Source organism: Pseudomonas sp. SR18 (genome assembly GCF_023701505.1).
Classification (GTDB): domain Bacteria; phylum Pseudomonadota; class Gammaproteobacteria; order Pseudomonadales; family Pseudomonadaceae; genus Aquipseudomonas; species Aquipseudomonas cyclaminis.
In genome coordinates this window covers 78,015-99,329 of sequence record NZ_JAMQAU010000003.1, presented here as the reverse complement: position 1 = coordinate 99,329, position 21,315 = coordinate 78,015, and the positions used below count along the sequence as shown (strand labels likewise).

13 protein-coding genes are annotated in these 21,315 nt (G+C 60.9%); 5 read left to right on the top strand and 8 right to left on the bottom strand.

Annotated features, from left to right (window positions below; genetic code table 11):
* Window positions 1–156: 156 nt before the first annotated feature.
* Window positions 157–5,070, top strand: coding sequence for a coiled-coil domain-containing protein (locus tag NDJ82_RS06455; RefSeq protein ID WP_250925132.1), 4,914 nt, complete (start codon window positions 157–159; stop codon window positions 5,068–5,070).
* A gap of 52 nt (window positions 5,071–5,122) precedes the next feature.
* Here NDJ82_RS06455 and NDJ82_RS06450 read toward each other — a convergent pair whose 3' ends face one another.
* From NDJ82_RS06450 to NDJ82_RS06440, 3 genes are all read right to left on the bottom strand, one after another.
* Entirely contained in the window at window positions 5,123–7,498 is a 2,376-nt protein-coding gene (locus NDJ82_RS06450) for an efflux RND transporter permease subunit (RefSeq protein ID WP_250925131.1), read from the bottom strand.
* A 15-nt stretch (window positions 7,499–7,513) separates the two neighbouring features.
* Window positions 7,514–8,554: a WD40/YVTN/BNR-like repeat-containing protein gene (locus NDJ82_RS06445; RefSeq protein WP_250925244.1), complete on the bottom strand. Its 1,041-nt coding sequence runs from the start codon at window positions 8,552–8,554 to the stop codon at window positions 7,514–7,516.
* Window positions 8,555–8,827: 273 nt separating this feature from the next.
* Entirely contained in the window at window positions 8,828–9,070 is a 243-nt protein-coding gene (locus NDJ82_RS06440; RefSeq protein ID WP_250925130.1) for a DUF6124 family protein, read from the bottom strand.
* Between the two features lie 447 nt (window positions 9,071–9,517).
* On the opposite strand from NDJ82_RS06440, the gene NDJ82_RS06435 reads away from it, so the two are divergent.
* The 4 genes from NDJ82_RS06435 to NDJ82_RS06420 all read left to right on the top strand — a co-directional run bounded on the left by NDJ82_RS06435 (window position 9,518) and on the right by NDJ82_RS06420 (window position 13,273).
* Window positions 9,518–9,895, top strand: a complete 378-nt coding sequence (locus NDJ82_RS06435) for a PAAR domain-containing protein (RefSeq protein ID WP_250925129.1) — start codon at window positions 9,518–9,520, stop codon at window positions 9,893–9,895.
* Entirely contained in the window at window positions 9,892–11,355 is a 1,464-nt protein-coding gene (locus NDJ82_RS06430; protein WP_250925128.1) for an S-type pyocin domain-containing protein, read from the top strand. Before NDJ82_RS06435 ends, NDJ82_RS06430 begins: the two co-directional genes overlap by 4 nt.
* Window positions 11,355–11,834, top strand: a complete 480-nt coding sequence (locus NDJ82_RS06425) for a DUF6392 family protein (RefSeq protein WP_250925127.1) — start codon at window positions 11,355–11,357, stop codon at window positions 11,832–11,834. Before NDJ82_RS06430 ends, NDJ82_RS06425 begins: the two co-directional genes overlap by 1 nt.
* Before the next feature lie 323 nt (window positions 11,835–12,157).
* On the top strand, window positions 12,158–13,273 hold the full coding sequence (locus tag NDJ82_RS06420; RefSeq protein WP_099583235.1) for a Gfo/Idh/MocA family protein: 1,116 nt from the start codon (window positions 12,158–12,160) through the stop codon (window positions 13,271–13,273).
* A gap of 111 nt (window positions 13,274–13,384) precedes the next feature.
* Here the strand turns inward: NDJ82_RS06420 and NDJ82_RS06415 are convergent, their stop codons facing one another.
* The 5 genes from NDJ82_RS06415 to NDJ82_RS06395 form a co-directional block, all read right to left on the bottom strand.
* Window positions 13,385–15,088, bottom strand: a complete 1,704-nt coding sequence (locus NDJ82_RS06415; RefSeq protein ID WP_250925126.1) for an AMP-binding protein — start codon at window positions 15,086–15,088, stop codon at window positions 13,385–13,387.
* Between the two features lie 31 nt (window positions 15,089–15,119).
* Entirely contained in the window at window positions 15,120–16,418 is a 1,299-nt protein-coding gene (locus NDJ82_RS06410; RefSeq protein ID WP_158877699.1) for an acetyl-CoA C-acetyltransferase, read from the bottom strand.
* Window positions 16,415–17,305, bottom strand: a complete 891-nt coding sequence (locus tag NDJ82_RS06405; RefSeq protein WP_158877697.1) for a MaoC/PaaZ C-terminal domain-containing protein — start codon at window positions 17,303–17,305, stop codon at window positions 16,415–16,417. The genes NDJ82_RS06410 and NDJ82_RS06405 overlap by 4 nt, the downstream gene beginning before the upstream one ends.
* A gap of 3 nt (window positions 17,306–17,308) precedes the next feature.
* Window positions 17,309–18,652, bottom strand: coding sequence for a 3-oxoacyl-ACP reductase (locus NDJ82_RS06400; protein WP_250925125.1), 1,344 nt, complete (start codon window positions 18,650–18,652; stop codon window positions 17,309–17,311).
* 70 nt (window positions 18,653–18,722) lie between these two features.
* Window positions 18,723–21,248, bottom strand: a complete 2,526-nt coding sequence (locus tag NDJ82_RS06395; protein ID WP_250925124.1) for an acyl-CoA dehydrogenase — start codon at window positions 21,246–21,248, stop codon at window positions 18,723–18,725.
* Between the last annotated feature and the right edge of the window lie 67 nt (window positions 21,249–21,315).

The following is a 21,315-nucleotide window of genomic DNA, read 5'->3' as shown; positions in this document are numbered from 1 at the left end:
AGCACTGGCGTGTCTGGTCGTTACTACGCGCGCGGGGTTGATCAGCCTCGCGCGCGTTGCCGTAAAGCCTTCCGATCATATCGGGCTACCACATCGGGCGAACTGTTGATCTTACTTTACGAAGGCATTCACTTATCCACGTAAAGGAAGATGTCCATGCCTGTCATCCCGCCAAGTCCGGCCGAAAACCTGCTGAAAAAAGTCGTAGCCGCGCAATTTTCCACGCGGCCCTCACTGCGCTCAGTCGTCGCTCAAATGCTGGCCAGCACCCTGGAAGAGAAATATCCGCCGCTGTTATCCATTCCCCTCTCAGGTCTTTGCCTGGCGCTACCCCGCGAAGGTGGCGGCCGAGGCCTGCGCCCGCTAGTGGACGTGGCGCTCCAACATCTTGCCGACGGCAGTTTTCCCGATCTGTCGTTTCGCTACGGACTGGACGCTTACCTGAGCGACAAAACCGGTACCCGGCTCACCTTCCAAGCCAATGGCGAGCGCAGCTACGACCGGCATGTCTTTGAAGACGCGATACGCGAGCTGCCCCTGATTCTGTTTGTCGGCGCGCAAGAGGCGCTGGCCACCTACTGGGAGCAGAACAGCGATGCTGGCGGCAGCCGCTGGCAATGGTTGGCAAGTGTGCTGCGAGGCCGGCTGAGCACCTCGGCCGTGCGCCAGTCCGGTGATGATGCCCAGCAACTGCAAATACTCAGCACCCTGGCCGACTGTCCCAGCCGAGAAGCCAGGTCCGAACGGCTGTGGCCCGATAACGCTATTCACGCGTACACCCTGGAAACCCAGCTGGTGCGCGGGAATACCACGCTGACGCTGCAGGCCAGCGATATCCTGGTGGTCAGTGGCAGCCGCGTGTTCTGGTGTGCCTTGTCAGGCCAGATCCTGTCCTATGCCAGCCTGGATGCTTTCGGTGAAGCCTGGGGCAAGCACATGCAAGCACAATGGATCGCCGATACGATCACCTGGCGGCAGTACGAACCCGACGGCGATATTTTCGAGGTGCAAGCCGCCCTGATCTTGAATCAACAACTGGACGCGCTGGCTCGCATACACCTGCCCGCCGACAGCACCGTCCATCGGCTGGAGACGCAGTTTGACGCCCTGACTGATCCGGCCGAGCTGTTTAGCCATGCGCCGCGTATGCCCGGCCAAACACTGCCGTCGATCCAGGCCGCCCTTCCTGACTGGCTACGCGACGCCTCGCCTGCCGACCGTTTTGCCTTTCATCAACGCCTGCTCGAACAAGCCAACCTCAGACGCCTGACACACGGCAAAGGCTACCTGGACGGGCTGGACGATATCCGCACCTACGCCACCCGGCACCTGAACCATCAACTGTGCCTGGATCGAAATACCGCGCTGCATGGCGAGCGCACCTGCACGGACACTGCCCACTCGCCTTACACGGCCGACACCCTGCACCTGACCTTCCATGTGCCCGTGGGCACGCTGCAAAGTGGCTATGTCGAGAACGTCCCGATGAGCCTGGTCGACCTGGCCCTGAAGAACCTCAGCGGTACACCCGCCGGGCGCATGACAGTGCAGCACACGGCAGGGCTGCCAATCGAACCCTGGCTGACCCCGCAATACCTGCTCCAACTGGTGCAGCGCGTTGATGTCGGCCGCAATTACCCGGCTTACATCCAACAGGGCCTGCTCAGTGATGAAGCAGAGGCGCAACAACGCAAGCGCCTGTTCTGCCAGCAACGCCCCATCGACCTGAAAAGCCTGGCTCTGGAGCACAAGATAAAGGGTGAAGCCGGGCTCACGCCGGGCGGTTTGCGCTATGTCAACGCAGTGCTTGGCACCCACAGTTCGGAGCGTTGGGCGGGTGCCGATGAAATCGTGATGCGCGTGCTGGCGTTTCAGCGCAAGCACGGCGCCAGGGCGGATACGGTACAGAACATGTTCATCATCGAGCCCCGCAACGGGCAGCCGGGACCGCGTCTGCTGTATCGCCCCGCGTACCGCGAGTCGCTGCTGGAATTCGTCGACCGGGAGAGCCTGCTGGCGGCCATCATCGAGCCTGGCACGATCCAGGACAGCGTACTGGCCTGGTTGAAAGATGACGCCCGGTCTATCTACAGCAACGGTGGGTTCAAGGAGCCCCATTACGTGCGTGTCAGCGGGATCGGTTCAGAGTTCGATCCCTTGCCCAGGATTCCACCTCCCGCCACCCTTGCCCTGCCTGGAGATGAAAGCAACGATCGGATTCTGCAAGCGCTCAATGGCAACCAACTGATGGAGTACCTGTTTGAGTGCGAAGCGCGTCAGTTGCTGGACCAGGCCGACCGCGATTCAACCTCCAACGCTGAAAGCCGTTGGGCGTTAATCCTCGAAGGCATGCAACTGGGCTTCAATACGCTGTTGATGCTGGTACGCGGACCGCTGGCGGCCGTGGGCTGGTTCATGCAACTGGCACAAAGCCTCAAGCAAGACGTGCCGGCACTGGAGAGCGACGACCCGACTGCCAGGGAACTTGCCTGGGTCGACCTGCTGCTCAATACCAGCATGGTGTTGATCCACTTCGGCTTGCCCATCCAGGCGGCAAAAAAGCCCGCCGCCGTCGCTGAACCGGCTCCACCGGCCCTTGAACAATGGCCATTGAGCCGCCCATCCACTCAAGCGCCCCCGGCCTCTGCCGTGGTTAAGCGGGGCATCGTCGGCTTGCCCTCCGAGCCCCCCGGTGGTGGCCGCACGCTGTTGGACATTGACCGCTCACTGGCCGGCGACAGTGCTTCGGCGCGCCTGCTGAAAAAACTGTTGGGGTTCAATATTCCCTGGCCTGAACCGGCCCCGGAACCCGTCGCGCTCGGCCCTCTACGCGGGCTGTTCAGGCTCGACAAACGCTGGCATGCGTCGGTGGGTGGCCTGCTGTTTCGCGTCAGCATCGTCCCGGGCTTTAACGAGGTGTTCATTATTGACCCCGATAAACCCGACCACCCTGGGATAAAGCTGCGAACCGATGGCTCCGGTCACTGGAGCCTGGACCGCGGGCTGAAACTGACCGGCGGTGGCCCCAAGCGCGTGGCGGCTTTACGTGAAGCCAATCGGCTCCAAAGGGAGCAACTGCTGGGCCGCATTCAAGTGCTCAGTGTGGAGCTCACCCACTCGATGCCCGCGTTCAGGGCATTGCTCGATGGGCTGAACAGCGAGCGCAAAACCCTGCTTCAACACATCAGCACGTTGAAACTGGTATGGAACCTTCTGGATAAAGCCACCGACACGCAAAAACCGGCCCTTGAAGCTCGACACGAGCAAGAGATATCAAGCTATTCAACGGTGCGCACGCGCTATGAAATTGCTCTGGAAAAGGCGGAACAACAGTACGCACTGTTACTACCCAAGCGTATTGAACTGTTCAAGGCGGGACAGGATCTGGAAAAGTACGCAGGCGCTCGTGGCCACGTGCAGGACCGCGCAGCGACCCTGAAAACACTGTGGGAGGACCAACTGCGCCTGCATATCCATCTGCAAAAATGGGCAGATACCTTTCTATTCACCGATCGTGGCGAGCCCATGAGCCAAATGAGTCAACGGATGTTGCCTGAGATGCAGAGCGGGCGTCCTTGGGCGTACAACGAACACGTGACCCGAGCGATTGAACTGGCAGACGTCATCCAGCGTATGGCCGCTCGCTCCCGCGAGATGGAAACCACCCTTGAGTTATTGGAACAGGACTCTGTGGCAGGGCGTGCGATACGTGAAGAGTTGCTTTCAAAAATTGACGCGCTCCAACACTTTTTTTCAGCGAACCTGGAGCTCCACGCGCTGATCCCGCTGTCGTGGGCAGTGGTCAAGTTATCAGCACTTGAGCCGCCGCCACTGGAGGCGCTGTACATTGAACATCTTGCCGATTCGAACCTGAGCCAAGCCTTGCTTTCGCACACCGAAGTACGCAGCAGCACCGGCTACCCTCTCGATCAACAACGCATGCTATACGACACGCTCCTCGGTAAATACCGCAGCTACGATCGCGCCATTGAGGCCCTCACGTTTATCAATCCGGAACGCGTTCACCCTGTCGCCGAACGCCTCATGAATGGGCTCAGGCAGGCCCGGATGCTGGCCGAAAACGAGCTGGAGAGCGTGGTGCGCAGCCAGGAGGCACTGGAGGTCGAAGCGTTGTCGTCAAGCTTGCGCAGGCCGAAAGCGCCGACAAAACGCATCTTCAAAACCCGCCAAAGAAACTACCTGGTCGGTGACCTGAAGCCTGCTGACAGCCAACACCCTCAGGAACGTCTCATCATCAGCAACACCTTTACCGGTGAAACCGTGGCCTCGTTCGAGCCCTATGATGCTGACAGCTGGGTAGAAACCGTCCAGGAACCCTTGGCCACACCAGCCCCCGCCGCAAGTATGCGCCCCCTGGCAACGCTCAAGAGTCAGGGCGAGAAACTGATCCGGCAACGCACAGAGATCGAACGGGTAGTCACGGCACAACAACAGAAGCTGGAATCTGCCATCACCCGGCAAGACATCAACCCCGCGGACTGGGACGAGTTACTCACCGGGCAAGCGAAAAAGCTCACGGACCTCGCCGATGAAGTCGCGCACGCTCACCGCAACCAAGCTTCAGCGCAGGACCTGATCGACACCTATCGGGCACACGCCAGGGATATGGAGCGCATGGCGCAGCGGGTGTGCAGTGAGGCCTATAAACGCCAGTGGCCAAGCCTGGAAAGCCTGGAATACCTATGGCGGCAAAAACAAATCGATATCAACCTCACCAGCCGGGCAGATCCGCAGCGGCCCACCCTGGGCGGCGATTTCTTCACCGAATACGCCGTGTATGACAAAGCACAAAGGCCGCCGACGGTGCTCTGGTACGCGCACTTTCACTACGCCACCGCCGATGCACCGCCAGCCCGCTACACCCGGGCCCATCTGAAACTCGCCAGCCAGCGTAAATACACGCAAAAGGACCTGCTCAAAGAGCATGTTCAGGCACGGTTACGCAGCCAACAGTCGCCTGGGGCCGAACCTATCGAGAAAATCCTGTATGTGTTGATCATGCCGCCTCAGGATCAACTGTTTTTAGCCATCGCGCCCTCAGCCACCTGATCATCAACGCCCGATGATGCTGACATCGGGCGTCTGTGCGCAGCTGACGGAATCAGTGCGCAAACAACGAATTGCCCTTCCGCCCCGCCAGTTTCTCGGGCTTGATCAGAAAACGCGCCAGTGCCGGCAGCAGCCACAGTGCACCGAACATGTTCCACAAGAGCATGAAGGTCAGCATCAGGCCCATGTCGGCCTGGAACTTGATGGCCGAGAAGATCCAGGTGCACACGCCGATCGCCAGGCACAGGCCCGTGAACAGCACGGCTTTACCGGTGGACTTGAGTGTCTGGTAATAGGCTTCCTGCAACGGCAAACCGGCACGCAGGAAGCTTTCCAGGCGGCTGTAAATGTAGATGCCGTAGTCCACGCCGATCCCCACGCCCAGGGCCACCACCGGCAAGGTCGCGACCTTGACGCCGATGCCCATGAACGCCATCAGCGCGTTGCCCAGCACCGAAGTCAGCACCAGCGGCAGCACGATGCACAGGGTCGCCGCCCACGAGCGGAAGGTGATCATGCACATGGTCGCCACGCACAGGTACACCAGGATCAGGATGGTCAGTTCCGACTCTTTGATCACCTCGTTGGTGGCCGCTTCGATCCCGGCGTTACCGGCGGCGAGGATGAATTCCAGGCCATCCTTGTTGTTGTCCTTGGCGAAGTCCTGCACCGCATGCACGGCGCGGTCGAGGGTTTCGGCCTTGTGGTCGTTGAGGAACACCAGCACCGGCGCCAGCGAGCAATTGTTGTTGTACAGGCCATCGGCACGGGCGATGGAGTTGTTCAGCACATCGGGGTTGCGCGACAGGGTTTCCCATTTCAGGTTGCCCTCGTTCATGCCCTTGATCATCTGTTTGGACACGGTCACCAGCGAGATCGCCGACTGCACGCCCTCGGTGTTCTGCATCTTCCACATCAACTGGTCGATAGGCGCCATGGCCTCATAGCGCGAGCAGCCTTCGGCCTTGGTCTTGACCATCACCACCAGCACGTCGGAACTGGTGGAGTAGTTGCTGATGATGAAATTGTTGTCCTTGTTGTAGCGCGAGTCCGGGCGCAGTTCCGGTGCGCCTTGGTCCAGGTCGCCGATCTTCAGGTTCTGGCTGTACCAGAGGCCGCCACCGAAGGCCACCAACGCCAGCAACACCGAGACCGGCGCGACTTTGGCGCTGGCGAATTTGGACAGCAGGCGCCAGAACGGATGTTCGCGGTTTGCGTCCTTTTTGCTCTTGGCGATGGCGCGCTTGCTGATGCCGACATAGGAAATCGCCACCGGCAGCAGGATCAGGTTGGTGAACACGATCACCGCCACGCCGATGGATGCGCCGATGGCCAGTTCGCGGATCACGCCGATGTCGATGATCAGCAACGTGATAAAGCCCACGGCGTCAGCGAGAATCGCGATCATCCCCGGCAGGAACAGTTGCCGGAAAGTCCGCCGCGCGGCGGTCAGCGCGTTGTCTGCCTCGCTGGATTGCAGGGCGATACCGTTGATCTTCTGCACGCCATGGGAAATCCCGATGGCAAAGATCAGGAACGGCACCAGCATCGAATACGGGTCCAGCCCGAAGCCGAAGAAGTGCATCAGGCCGAGTTGCCAGACCACCGCCACCAGCGTGGTGCTCAACACCGCAATGGTGCTGCGCAGGCAGTTGGTGAACCACAGCAATAGAACCAGGGTGATGACGAACGCAACGCCGAAGAACAGCACCACCATCACCAGCCCGTCGATCAGGTCGCCGACCTTCTTGGCAAAGCCGACGATGTGGATCTTGACGTTGGGGTTCTGCGCTTCGAACTTGTCGCGGATCTTGTCTTCGAGTTCATGGGAGAACTTGCGGTAATCCAGGGCCAGCAACTTGCCCTGGTCCTGCGGGTCCGGGTAGGACTCCAGCAGCGGGATGTCGACGATGCTCGACTTGAAGTCGTTGGCCACCAGGCGGCCGACCTGGCCGGATTTGAGCACGTTGTTGCGCAGTTGATCGAGGCTTTGCGCCGAGCCGTTGTAGCTCTGAGGGATCACTTCGCCGCCGGCAAAGCCTTCTTCGGTGACTTCGGTCCAGCGTACGCTGGGGCTCCACAGCGACTTGAGGCCCGAACGGTCGACGCCGGAGATGTAGAACACCTCGTCGTTGATCTGCCTCAGGGTCTCCATGTACTCCTTCGTGAAGATGTCACCGTCCTTGGCCTCCACCGAGATGCGCACCGTGTTGCCCAGGTTGGCCAGGTCGTTGCGGTGTTCCATCATCTTTTCGATGAAGGGATGCTTGAGGGGGATCATCTTTTCAAAGCTGGTGGACGGGCGAATCAGGGTCGCCTGCCAGAACAGGAAAACACTTACCAACAGACAGATGACGATCACTGCCGGGCGGTTGTTGAAGATCAGGCGCTCAAGAAAGGTCGCTTTATCGTTGTGATGACTGCTCATTCTGTCCCCGCCTTTTTATTGTTTTACGAGCTCAGCGCCAGTCGGCGTCGATACACGAACGCCACCCTGCCCGGCCAGAATCAAGTTGCCATTGCCTGCCGCCGTGACGGCCGACAACGAAATGCGGTCCGGGCGGTTGAACACGCTGAAGGTCTGGCCATCGTCGTGGCTGACCACCACGCTGCCGCCGTTGCCGACCACCACGATTGAACCGTCCTCCAGCAAGGTCGCGCCCGACAAACCGAACTCCAGGGCGCCACGGGTGGCGTTCAACTCAACCTGCTCCCAGGTACTGCCGAAGTCGGTGGAACGGTAGAGATTGCCGCGCAGGCCGTACGCCAAGAGGGTTTGCGGTTGGGCGGTGCTGATCACGCCAAACAGCGAGCCCTCGTAGGGGCCTTCGAGTTTTTCCCAGGTCTGGCCGTCGTCGCTGGAGCGGAACATGCTGCCCTGCTCGCCGACGATAAACAGGCCGGCGTCCTTGATGTGGGCGATGGCGTTGAGGTGGTATTGGTCTTCGTTGTCGAGGCGGTCGCTGACGTCGCTCCAGGTCTTGCCGCCGTCAATGGTTTCGATCAGCGCACCGTAGGCGCCAACGGCCAGGCCGTGGCTGGCGTTGTTGAACCACACGTCGAGGAGGGGCGCTTCGCGATCGACGTCCTGGTATTGCTGGGTCCAGGTGGCGCCACCGTCGGAACTGGCGAGGATTTGCGCATCATGGCCGACTGCCCAGCCTTGTTTGTCGTCAACGAAAAACACCGCCGTGAGCAATTGCCGGGTGGGGACCTTGCCTTGCGTCCAGGTGCTGCCCTGGTCATCGGAATAGAGGATGTGCCCGCGATCACCGACCGCCACCAGGCGCTTGCCGGCATGGACGACGTCGATCATCAGGCCTTTGGCGGCCTTGGGGGACTCAATCGCAAACGCAGGCGCTGCGGGGGTATCGCCGGCTGCCAGCACCGGTGTCGTCAACGCGACACCGGCCAGCAACGAGAGCGCTGTGGCCAGCAACGCAACCCTGCGTGCGGCGCGTGGGCGGCAAACAACCCAACCCATGACAGGCTCACTCATAGACCTTTCTCCCATTTATTATTGTTAGGTCTTGCCTTCCCGGGCTCTGAAACCTGCAATCTAGAGCGCCTGAAGGAAGCAGGGGCCATCCTATCGGGCTTTGGAATCGTCTGACAATCGGCGCTACGTTATCTTTTGTTAACTGGCGGCTTTTGACCACGTGGTGAATATAGCTGCATTCGCCGGGGTGATTGTCAGCGGGCAAATTTGATCGTTCCCACCCTCCGCGTTCACTTTGCGTGGGAACGGGCCGTCAGCTCAAGGGCTTACCTGTCCTGACACCGTGAGTACTCGATCAGCCAATAACTGTGCCAGTTCGATTAACTGCGCAACGCCGAGCAACTCCTCACGTTTCGAACCTTCCATGTCAAAGGCCAAATCGCAACTCAGCGCATTGGCCGAGGCGAGTGTTTCGCTGAGGTTGACCAGCAGGTCTTCGGTACTGAATCCGTCGGCTACGGTGAACAGACGGATGGGGGGATTGGGGCTTGGTTTAATCATTGTGAAGCTCCTAAAAGTGGAGCCGCCACTGATCGCCGCGACGCGATGGAAGGTGGCAGCTGTGCGCAGGTTCGCGGACCGGTCTAGGAGCAACCCGGCATACCCGAAGGTATCCCGCGCACAGCCGCCATAGCGCCGCACAGTAGACGATAAAAAAACGCTTACTGAAAGGGGAGATGGTGCTTTTGCTCCGCAGTAAACCGGGCCGCGACGCCCGACCGCTGCGTTTGCAGCGGTGTACGGAGACCTGAGATTGAGTGTCCTAGGGACAACCTCAAAACCTTGTCGGAGGTTTCTGTTTTTACCAATACCTAACCGAACGGTCAGTTGTTTGGTTTTCCATCATTACGCAGCATCTGCCTGGCGCCTTTGCGGCGCCCCCCCCTTTGCACGACTCAACACCATGACGGTGTTTGAGCCCGCGCGCGCCCTAAAAAAGGAAAGGACATGAAGGACACCGATACTGAAATCCAACATTCAACTCGCCCAGTCAAAGCCACCTATGACTACGTAACACGCGGCTCCAAAACACGCATGGGCGGCGAAGTCATTACTGCAAGCACCAGCCTCGAAATTCATGACTTGCGGGTCGCTTGCGTCGGCGACCGGGTGCGGTATCCCGATGGCAAAGAGAGCGAAATTATCTCAGGAGCGGGTTTCGCGGCGACCTACAAAGGCCTGCCAATCGCAATTGTCGGCAGTGCTACCGACAACGGCGACACCGTGACGGGCAGCCTGCAAAACCTGGCTCAGGTGGTGGAGTACGCGGACGATGGCATCCCTGGCCTGCTACAGCCTGGATATCGCGTGGAGAGCGAGATGTGAGGCGCTACAACATCATGACGGGCGCGAAGACAAGCGTAGGCGGCGAAGTGATCAGCGGCATGGAGCGAACCAGCTTCAACGGCCAAATGATCGCCAGGGAGGGTGACCGGGTTGCTTGCCCGGCATGCGGCACCGAAGGCTTCATTGCACTCGCTGGCCCTCATCTGCACGAAGAGTGGGGCGGCAAACAAGCTGCGCTTGAGGGTGATTTGTGTATATGCAAATGCGATCCGCCACCGGAGCTCATCGCCTGCCAGCGCTTCAAGTCTCAAGTGTTCGAAACACAACCTCAACGTGACACCTTCACTTGGACAGGGCAAAACACACCTAACCCGCCCGCTACCAACTTCTCCGCACCCGGCGCGGCGAATCGTGCCGCTGAGGCGTGTGTGTTCGCCAAGTCATGCGTTTCGGTGCCGGTCGGTTCCACGGCTGTGGGAACAAGCCCTGAACACGCTAAAAACTTTGGTACCACGGCCGTCATGGCTTCGACCGGTACAACGGGCACTGTCGGCAGGGTCGCTGGAACACTTGGCAGCGACCTTGGTGCCTGGGCAGTACGCGGGCTTGCCGGAGCCAGTTCAGCACTCAATGTCGTGTTGCTGGCTTTTTGGCCACGGGATATGGGTGATTCAACGCTGTATACCCCGGAGCAGTTGGCGAATTTGCGCTTGGCCAGTACGCGAGTGCGTTTTCAGTTTCGCCAGGATGAGTCAGGTGAACTGCGTGTTTATGGCATACATACCAAGCCTGAGAGTGGCGCTGATCGTGTGCCCGTTGCGCACGCCCGGTGGAATGCGGACAACAGTGCGATGGTGGCGGTGCTCGATGGCATCAGCATCACGTGGACGCCGAACCATGGGCCGGTGGTCAGTGCGCCGAGCCCGTATCCGGGTACACAGGAACGCCTGGATAATTTATTCGTTCATCCGGTTGCAGTGGGGCAAGATTCGGTAATCAGTCACTACCCAGGTCGGGAAGCTGAGGACGTTACCTGGCAGGATACGATTATTTCGTTTCCTGCGGACTCGGGTTTGCCGCCGTTGTATTTGGTATTTGCCAAGCCGGCTGTGAAGCCGTTAGAAGTAGACGTCTATGGTGCATTCAGTGGCAGACCGCGCAACGGATTGCATGTTGACCATATGCCTTCGCAGGCAGCTATCAGACGATATCTAGAGGACGCCTCTATAGTGCTTATGGATTACGAAATCAGTGAACTGCTAATGCAAGTTGCCAGCGTTGCTATTCCTGCCCATATCCATAAAAAATACAGCGAGACGTACGGCGGGCGCAACAATAAAGTTAAGCAATTCTTGGATGCCGACAATCTTCGAGCGGCTGTAGACCGCAATTTTGATGTGATTAGACCTTATATGATTAAGGACGGCTTCACTGAAAGCAGCCTGGAAGAGGCCCGAGTCAAAATGCATAAAATTAATCAAGAACAAGGATGGTATTAATGGATGTCGTGACTATCAACCACTTGATGGCGGGGCTTGGCTCTACTCATGCCAAACTTTTCGCTGAGGGTGCGATTACGAACACACCCTTAACACCCTCAATAGAAAGTCGTGACAATGAGTATCTGATACAGAAACCAGAGCAGGGTGTTGAGTTATGGTTTCAAACAGAAACTGAAGTGCTCGCAAAAATTCTTTTTTCTCTGATTAGCATGTTTGATGGCGCCGCCCTTTACACCGGCGAGTTACCTTCTCCGCTCACAACTAGTATGAGCCGAATCGGTGTCCGAGCAATGTTTGGGACTCCTTTCGAGTCGAAGGAGCCAATTAAAATTCTACGCTCCCGGGGATACGGTGGCAGCGATACTTATCGTATGGGCAATTTCGGCTACCCAAATATTCTTCTCGGGTTTCAATATTGTAACGACGATAGGGTCTGCAGTATGGGCTTCTCTCTGATCAATACAAGTCATGGCTAAGCCAGCGCCGGAAGAAACGTCGAAAAGAAGAAGCGCAGTTATCAACTAATAAATGAGTGCGTCCCCTTACTCACCGTTTTCAGTTTCGCCAGTGGGCATGCGTTTGAACAGCGGGACGCGGGGCGTCCCTGGCGGCGTTGCCATGCAGAGCGTCACTAGTGTCCGGGGAAAATCGAAGGAGGATTCGCGTCCTCCTTCCTGCACGGGCAGTTACGGGGAACGATCATCGCCAAAAATGAATTATTTTTCCACGACTTGAGTTTTACGAATTTTTATTCCATTAATAGCCCTCCTGAAAAACAACAATCCAAAGGACCACGACGATGCGTGAACTCGGAATCGGCTTGATCGGCACAGGCTTCATGGGCCGCGCCCACGCCTTGGCGTTCAACAATGCCCGGGCGGTATTCGAACTGCCAGTCACCCTGAAGCTGGCCGCCCTGGCCGATGCCGACACCGAACGCGCCCAGCGCTGCGCCACCGCCTGGGGGTTTGCACAGGCCCATGGCGACTGGCAAGCGCTGATCAACGACCCCAAGGTCGATGTCGTCGCCATCACCACGCCCAACCATTTGCACTACCCCATGGCGATGGCCGCGATGGCTGCCGGCAAAGCGGTGTACTGCGAAAAACCCCTGGCGGTCAGCCTGGAACAGGCCGACGCCATGCGCCGCGCCGCGAGTGCCGCCGGGGTGGTCACGCGGGTGGGCTACAACTACCAGCACAACCCGATGATCACCCTGGCGCGGCAACTGATTGCCAGCGGCGAGTTGGGTGAACTCATCAGTTTCCAGGGCGAGTTCAGCGAAGACTTCATGGCTGATCCAGCATCGCCATGGTCCTGGCGCTGCGAAGTGGAACATGCCGGCGGCGCCCTCGCCGACTTGGGCAGCCACTTGCTGTCGATGGCGCGCTACCTGGTCGGCGATGTGCTCAGCGTGTGCGCCGACACCCAGACCGTCCACGCCCAACGCCCGGCGGTCAAAGGCAGCAACGCACTCAAACCTATTGCCGTGGATGACCAGGTACACGCCCTGCTGCGTTTCGCCAATGGCGCGCGCGGGACGGTGAGCAGCAGTTGGCTCAAGCATGGCTACAAGAACCACTTGAGTTTCGAGATCAGCGGGACCCAAGGCACCTTGGCGTTCGACCAGGAACGGTTGAATGAACTGCGCCTGTGCCGCGTCGGCCAGGACGGCTTCCAGCGTCTGCTGGCCGGCCCGGCCCTGCCCGGTTATGCAGCGTTCAGCCCGGCGGCGGGACACCAGTTGGGGTACAACGAGTTGAAGACCCTCGAAGTGCAGGAGTTGATCATGGCTGTGGCTGGCGAGGGTGCGGATGGCACTGACTTTGAAGCGGCATGGGAGGTTGAGCGGCTGGCGACGGCGATTCGTGTGGCGGCCCTCGAAGAACGCTGGGTAACAGTGAACGCACTCTAAACCACACCACCGAACCCTGTGGGAGCTGGCTTGCCTGCGATGGCGATGTGACTGATACACCGCTATCGCAGGCAAGCCAGCGCCCACACTTGGATAACCAAAATCTTCAACTCAGCGCAGGGCCCTTCGAAGCACTTTGCCCACCGTGGTCTTGGGTAATTCAGTGGTGCGGAACTCCACATACTTGGGCACCTTGTACCCCGTCAGGTACTCCCGGCAGTGGGCGAGGATCTGTTCCTGAGTCAGCTGCGGATCTTTGCGCACCACGATGATCTTCACCTTCTCGCCCGTCACGCCATCCTCCACCCCAATCGCCGCGACTTCGCCCACGCCAGGGTGCATCGCGACCACGTCTTCGATTTCATTGGGATAAACGTTGAAACCCGAGACCAGGATCATGTCCTTCTGGCGGTCCACCAGGCGGATATACCCGCGCGGGTCCATCACGCCGATGTCGCCGGTGGACAACCAGCCCTGCGCATCCAGCACTTCAGCAGTCGCCTCCGGGCGTTTCCAGTAGCCCTGCATCACCTGCGGGCCGCGCACCTGCAGTTCGCCCTGTTCGCCGATGTCGGCCAGCTCGCCGTCTTCACGCACAAAACGCACCCAGGTCGACGGCAACGGCACGCCGATGCTGCCGGTGAATTCCATTTCGCGCATGCGGGCAATATCGATGGGGCTGATGCTCACCACCGGCGAACATTCGGTCAGGCCATACCCCTCGATGATCGGCAGCCCGGTGACTTCCTTCCATCGCTTGGCCACTGCGGTATGGGTGGCCATGCCGCCAGCGATCACCATGCGCAGGTCGGAAAAATCCCGCGCGCAGAATTCCTTGTTTTCCAACAAACCGTTAAACAGCGTGTTGACCCCGGCAATGCCGTTGAAGCGTTCCTTGCGCAGGATCATCTGCACCCGCTTCACGTCCCGCGGGTTGGCGATAAGGATGTTGCGCCCGCCCAGGCACATGAACATCAGGCAATTCACCGTCAGGGAAAAGATGTGGTACAGCGGCAGCAACGTGACGTTGGTTTCCTGCTTGTCCTGGTCCAGTTGATCACCGACCCACGCCTTGGCCTGCAACAGGTTGGCGATGATATTGCGGTGGCTGAGCATCACGCCCTTGGCGTCGCCCGTGGTGCCGCCGGTGTATTGCAGGAAGGCCAGGTCATCCAGGACCATGCTCACCGGGAAGTGGTTGAGCGCCCGCCCCTGTTTCAACACCTGATTGAAGCGCACCGCACCCGGCAACGTGAACGCCGGCACCTGCTTTTGCACACGGCGCAGGATGAAGTTCATCGCCGCGCCCTTGAAGGTGCCGAGCAGATCGCCGATAGCCGCGATCACCACGCGCTTGACGCTGCTGCCGGCCACCACTTTCTCCAGGGTGTGGGCGAAATTCTCGAAGATCACCACGGTCTCGGCGCCGCTGTCCTTGAGCAGGTGCTTGAGCTCATGGGCGGTGTACAGCGGGTTGACGTTGACCACCACCGCACCGGCCAGGAGGGTGCCCAGCAGGCAGATCGGGTACTGCAAGCAATTGGGCATCATCAGCGCCACACGGTCGCCCGGCTGCACGCCCTGGCCCTGTAGCCAAGCGGCGAATGCAACGCCTTGGACCTTCCAGTCGGCGTAGGTCATTTCGGTACCGATGCTGACGTAGGCTACACGCTCACGGAATTTTTCCAGGTGCTCCAGGAAGACTTCCCGCAGCGACGGGTAATCCTCAATGGCGGCATCGATGTCTGCCGGGACGCCGGGCAGGTAGGCGTTCAACCACACCCGTTCGGTGTGTTCCTGGCTGATAGCGTTCATGGCAGTCTCCTTGTTGTTATTTTGGGTAGCGCTACTTTTCCACAATGGCGGTAATGCCCAGCCCGCCCGCCGCACAGATCGAGATCAACCCACGCCCGCCGCCGCGCTCATGGATGGCCTTGGCCAGCGCCGCCAATTGCCGGCCACCGGTGGCAGCAAACGGATGGCCGCAGCCGAGTGAGCCGCCGTTGACGTTCATTTTCGCGCGATCGATGGGGCCCAACGGCGCGCCCAGCCCCAGCCGTTCGCGGCAATAGTCCGCGTCTTCCCAGGCCTTGAGGGTGCACAGCACCTGGGCAGCGAAGGCTTCGTGGATTTCGAAGAAATCGAAGTCAGCAAAGCTCAAGCCTTCGCGCTTGAGCATGCGCGGCACCGCATAGGCCGGGGCCATCAGCAGGCCTTCGGTGCCATCGACAAAATTCACCGCGGCCGTTTCGCCGGTGCGCAAGTAGGCCAGCACCGGCCAGCCGTTGGCAGCCGCCCATTCCTCGCTGGCCAGCAGCACCACCGAGGCGCCATCGGTCAGGGGCGTGGAATTGCCCGCGGTGAGGGTGCCATTCTGGCGGTCATAGGCGGGGGCCAGACCGGCGAGTTTTTCCAGGCTGGCGTCGGCCCGCAGGTTGTTGTCCCGGGCCAGGCCGCGATGGGGGCTGATCAGGTCGTCGAAGAAACCACGTATGTAGGCCGCGTCCAGGCGCTGGTGGCTGGTGAGGGTCAGTTCATCCTGGGCCAGGCGCTTGATCTGCCAACGCTTGGCCATTTCTTCGCAGTGCTCGCCCATGGACAAACCGGTACGCGGCTCGCCGTTGCGGGGCAGCAGCGGTTTGAAGAACATCGACGGCCGCACTTTCAACAGTGTCTTGAGCTTGTCGCCCAGGCCCTTGGCGCGGTTGGCCGCGAGCAAGGTGTGGCGCAGGGATTCGTTGATGCCGATGGGCGCGTCGGAGGTGGTATCGGCGCCACCGGCAATACCTACTTCGATCTGGCCCAGGGCTATTTTATTCGCCACCAGCAAGGCCGCTTCCAGGCCGGTGCCACAGGCTTGTTGCACATCGTAGGCCGGCGTGTCTGGAGACAAGGTGGTGGACAGCAGCGATTCACGCGCCAGGTTGAAATCCCGCGAATGCTTGATCACTGCCCCGGCAGCAAACTCGCCCAGGCGCTGGCCGTGCAGGTTGTAACGGTCGATCAGGCCTTGCAGCGCCGCGACCAGCAGATCCTGGTTGCTGTCGTGGGCGTACACCGTGTTGGAACGGGCAAACGGGATGCGGTTGCCGCCGATGATCGCCACACGGCGGGTCGGGGCCGGATTGAAACTGTAGTCACTCATGTAGGGCTCTCATTCCAGACAAATAGCCCGCGTATATGGGGTTTGTCGCCGGCGAAATTACGCACTTCGAACTCACGGCGCGGGCCGCTTGCGGGGTGGTTCCACAGGGCGACCTGGCCGGGCAGGAAAATCGGCAATTTGAAGTCGCAATGGGCTTCGGCCTGAGCCAGGCCACCAGGCGGTTGCTGGGCGGCCAGGGCGCGGCCCAAGGTCCACATGCCGTGGGCGATGGCGCGGCGAAAGCCGAAGAGCTTCGCGCCGATCACCGAGGTGTGAATCGGGTTGAAGTCCCCCGAGACCTTGGCGAAGCGCCGGCCCAGGTCGGCGGGCAACACCCAGCGTTGGGTGCGCAACAGGCCGTGCTCCTGCAACGGCAACGCGTCGTCCCATGGTTCGCCGACCGGGTCCTTGACGTCGCGGCGCAGGTACAGGCTGTCGCTTTCCCAGGCCAGGGTGCCGGCGCTGTAGGCGCGGGTGGCGATGCTCAGCGCCTGGCCCTTGGGGTGGGCGACCCAACGCTCGGCATACACCTCCAGGCGCAAGGCCTGGCCTTCGTGCAGGCGTTGGTGCTGACGGATGCGATTGGCCAGGTGCACCATGCCGCTGGCCGGGTACGGGAAGCTTGGTCGGGTCAGCAGCATCAGGTGCAAGGGGAACGCCAGCACGTGGGGATAGGACAGCGGCACGCCCTGCTCGCGACGAAAACCGCAGGCGCGGCCATAGGCGGCGATGCCGACGGCGGACAACTCCACCGCCGAACGCACCAGGCGCTCCTTGGGCAGTAGCGGTTCGCCGTCGAGCTTGGGCTTGCGCAGGGCACGCACGCCGTCCAACAGCAGCTGCGTGCGCGAGGGCGGCGGGTCGACAATCTGGGTCAGGTAGTCCATGGCTCAGGCTCCCAGCAGACTTTGGCCGCACACGCGTACGACTTGGCCGTTGACGCCGCCCGAAGCCGGGTGCGCCAGCCAGGCGATGGTTTCGGCCACATCGATGGGCTGCCCGCCCTGGCTCATGGAATTCATGCGCCGCCCTGCTTCGCGAATCATCAACGGGATCGTTGCGGTCATCTGGGTCTCGATAAACCCCGGCGCCACCGCATTCACCGTCACCTGCTGCCTGGCCGCGCGGGGCGCGAGGCCTTGCACCAAGCCGATCACGCCGGCCTTGGAGGTGGCGTAGTTGCTTTGGCCGAGGTTGCCGGCAATGCCGGAAATCGATGACACGCACACGATGCGACCACCGGGGTTAAGGCCCTGGTTGTCCAGCAAGGCGTTGCTCAGGTGCACCGGCGCGTCGAGGTTGACCGCCAGCACGCTGCGCCACGCCGCTTCGGGCATCTTGGCGATGGTCTTGTCACGGGTAATGCCTGCGTTGTGCACCACCACATCGAACGCGCCGTACTGGCTGACATGCGCAAGCAAAGACGAGGCGGCCTCAGGCGCAGTGATGTCCAACGGCAACGCAGAACCACCGACGCTGGCGGCGGCCTGTTCCAACGATTGCTGAGCCTGGGGCACGTCCACGCACACCACATGGGCGCCATCACGCGCGAGGACCTGGGCGATGGCCAGACCTATGCCACGGGACGCGCCGGTGACCAGGGCACGTCGGCCGGCGAAGGGCTTCTCCCAATTGACGCCAGGATTGCCGTCCACCGGTTTGTCCAGCCGTACCACTTGCCCCGACACATAGGCCGAACGGCGCGACAGGAAGAAACCCAGGCTGCTGTCCAGCGCATCTTCGGTGCCCGGCGCCACATACAACAGTTGCACGGTGATCGCCCGGCGCAGCTCCTTGGCCAGCGAACGCACCAGGCCTTCGAGGGCACGCTGGGCGATGGCCTGGGGCAAGTCCTGGCAAAGTTCCGGCGCGGTGCCGAGCACCACCACGCGGCCGTGTTGGCCGAGGCGTTTGGCATTGGCGTGGAAAAATTCGTACAGCTCATCCAGCTGTTTCAGGTCGACCACAGCGCTGGCATCAAACACCGCGCCCTGCACCTTGCCCGTCGAGGGCGCCTTGAGCGTCGCCGGGGTGGCGGCGACGGTATCGGTGCTGCTGAAGAAGCGTTGCACCTGAGCCGTCAGGCGCCCTGCCCCGGCGATAATCACCGGGTTGGCCAAGCCTGGTTGACCGCTGCGATGGCGCTGAAGCGGCAGCGGTTGCGGCAAGCCGACCGCCTGGGCCAGGCGCCGGCCCCAAGGGGAATTGACGAACGATAGGTAGCTGTCACTCATAGATAGATCCACTCACAACACGGGCCGCAGTGGGAGGGAGCTTGCCCCGCCCACGCAGACCGCGATTTTTCTAGTTGACCGAGGCGTTTTCGCCTTGGCTGGTGCGACGTTTGGGGGCCGGCTCCAGCGCCTGCTTGCGCTGCTGCAACGCCTCCAGCAAACCGAAGTCCTGAGGAAAATCATCCACCTGGATACCGTGGTCGGCGTATTCCACATAACGGCCGAGCAAGGCGTCTTCGTCGTCGCTGATCAAGTCCAGCGCCCTGGCCTTGACGCGCCAGGAGGTGAAGGCTGTGGCAGAGATCGGCATCGGTTCGAGCACGCCCTGCTTGATCGCAGGCTTGAGTCGGGCCTCGATCAGCTCCACTTGTGGCAGCAGACGGAAGCCCAACTCGCCGTACGCCAGCTTGTCGATTTCCGGCCGTGGAATGTAGGAATTGGCCAGCAACCGGTCGCGGGTTTCACCCGGTGTCTGCACCACATCGGCCACCTGGGCCAGCAGGCGATCCGAGGGCTTGCGCAGCGGGATGCCGAACGGGAATGTCAGGCCACGCACCACGGCGGCGGCGGCTTTCGAAGGGTAGTTAGCCAGCACTTCAGCGAGGGCTTCATGGGCACGCAACAGCGCGTCCTGGGCCGACCAATGCACCAGCGGCAGGTCTGCCTGAGGCCGGCCATCATCCTCGAAGCGCTTGAGCACGCAGGACAAGATGTACAGCTGCGACAGAATATCCCCCAGACGCCCGGTGATACTTTCCTTGCGCTTGAGGGCGCCCCCCAGCACGCCCATGGAAATGTCCGAGATCAACGCCAACACCACCGACAGACGATTGGCCTGGCGGTAGTAGGTCGCCAGCGCGGGCTCGGTCTTGGCCGGTGCGGAAATCAGTCGCCCGCCAGTCAGCGAATGCACCACCGCACGTACGGTGTTGGCCAGCACGAAACTCACGTGGCCGAACATCGCCGTGTCGAAGTCTTCCAGCGCCTTGCGCCGGTCCGGGTTGCGCGCCGCTTCCATTTCGCGGAACACATAGGGATGGCAACGGATCAGGCCCTGGCCAAAGATGATCAGGCAGCGGGTCATGATGTTCGCGCCTTCCACCGTAATGGCGATGGGGCTTTGCTGATAGGCGCGGGCCAGGAAGTTGTTGGGCCCCATGCAGATGCCCTTGCCGGCGACGATGTCCATGCCGTCATTGACGATGATGCGTGCGCGCTCGGTGACGTGGTATTTGGCGATGGCCGAAATCACCGACGGTTTCTCGCCGGCATCCAGGGAGGCCACCGACACCTTGCGCACCGCATCGCAGGCATATAAATGCCCAGCCATGCGCGCCAGCGGTGCCTGCACCCCTTCGAACTTGCCGATGGGCAGGCCGAACTGCTTGCGCATCGCGGCATACGCCGTGGTACCGCGCACCGCAACCTTGCCCAGGCCGACGTTGGCCGACGGCAACGAAATGGCGCGGCCAGCGGCCAGACATTCCATCAGCATGCGCCAGCCATTGCCGACTTGCTCGCGGCCGCCGATCACCCATTCCAGTGGGATGAATACGTCCTTGCCGGTGGTCGGGCCGTTCTGGAACACGGCGTTAAGCGGCCAGTGACGACGACCGCTGTTCACGCCGGGATGGGACGTCGGGATCAGCGCGCAGGTGATGCCCAGCGAACCTTTCGCGCCCAGCAAACCGTCCGGATCTTCGGCACGAAACGCCAGGCCCAGCACCGTGGCAATCGGACCGAGGGTGATGTAGCGCTTGTCCCAGGTCACTTTGAAGCCCAGCACTTCCTCGCCCTCATGCACGCCTTTGCAGACGATGCCCAAATCGGGAATGGCCCCGGCATCCGAGCCGGCATACGGGCTGGTGAGCGCAAAACACGGGATGTCTTCGCCACGGGCCAGGCGCGGCAGGTAGTAATTGCGCTGGGCATCGGTGCCGTAATGCAGCAGGAGTTCGGCTGGGCCAAGGGAGTTGGGCACCATCACCGAAATCGCCGCCGCCGAGCAGCGCGTCGACAGCTTCATCACCACTTGCGAATGCGCATAGTGGGAGAAGCCTTTGCCGCCGTACTGCTTGGGGATGATCATGCCGAGGAAACCGGCGTCCTTGGTGTACTGCCAGCCTTCGGGGGACATGTCCTGCCAGACCTGGGTGGTTTCCCAGTCGTTGGCGATGTCGCAGAGGGTTTCCACTTCGTTGTCGAGGAAGGCTTGCTCCTCGGCGCTCAGGCTCGCCGGCGCGGCTTGCAGCAGGCGCTGCCAGTCGGGTTTGCCGCTGAACAGCTCGGCGTCCCACCACACGGTGCCGGACTCGATAGCCGCACGCTCAGTGTCGGACATGGCCGGCATGATCGTGCGAAACAGGCCAAGGGCCTTGCTGGTGAGCAGGGTACGGCGCAGGGGTTTGATCGTCATCAACAGCGCAGGTGCTATCACCAGCAGCGCCGCGACGGTAAGGCCGAACGCAGCCACCACATTGAGCAGATAACCCAGTGCCAGCCAGACCAGGCCTACGCCCAGCCACAACGCGGCGGCAGCTTGTCGATACGCCAGGGCAATCGCTGCTGCGACACCCACCAATAACCAGATAACCATGGGGATACCTCTACTCGATTCAGGGTACGGCTACGACGCGCCAGCTCGTGAATGGGCTGACACGTAA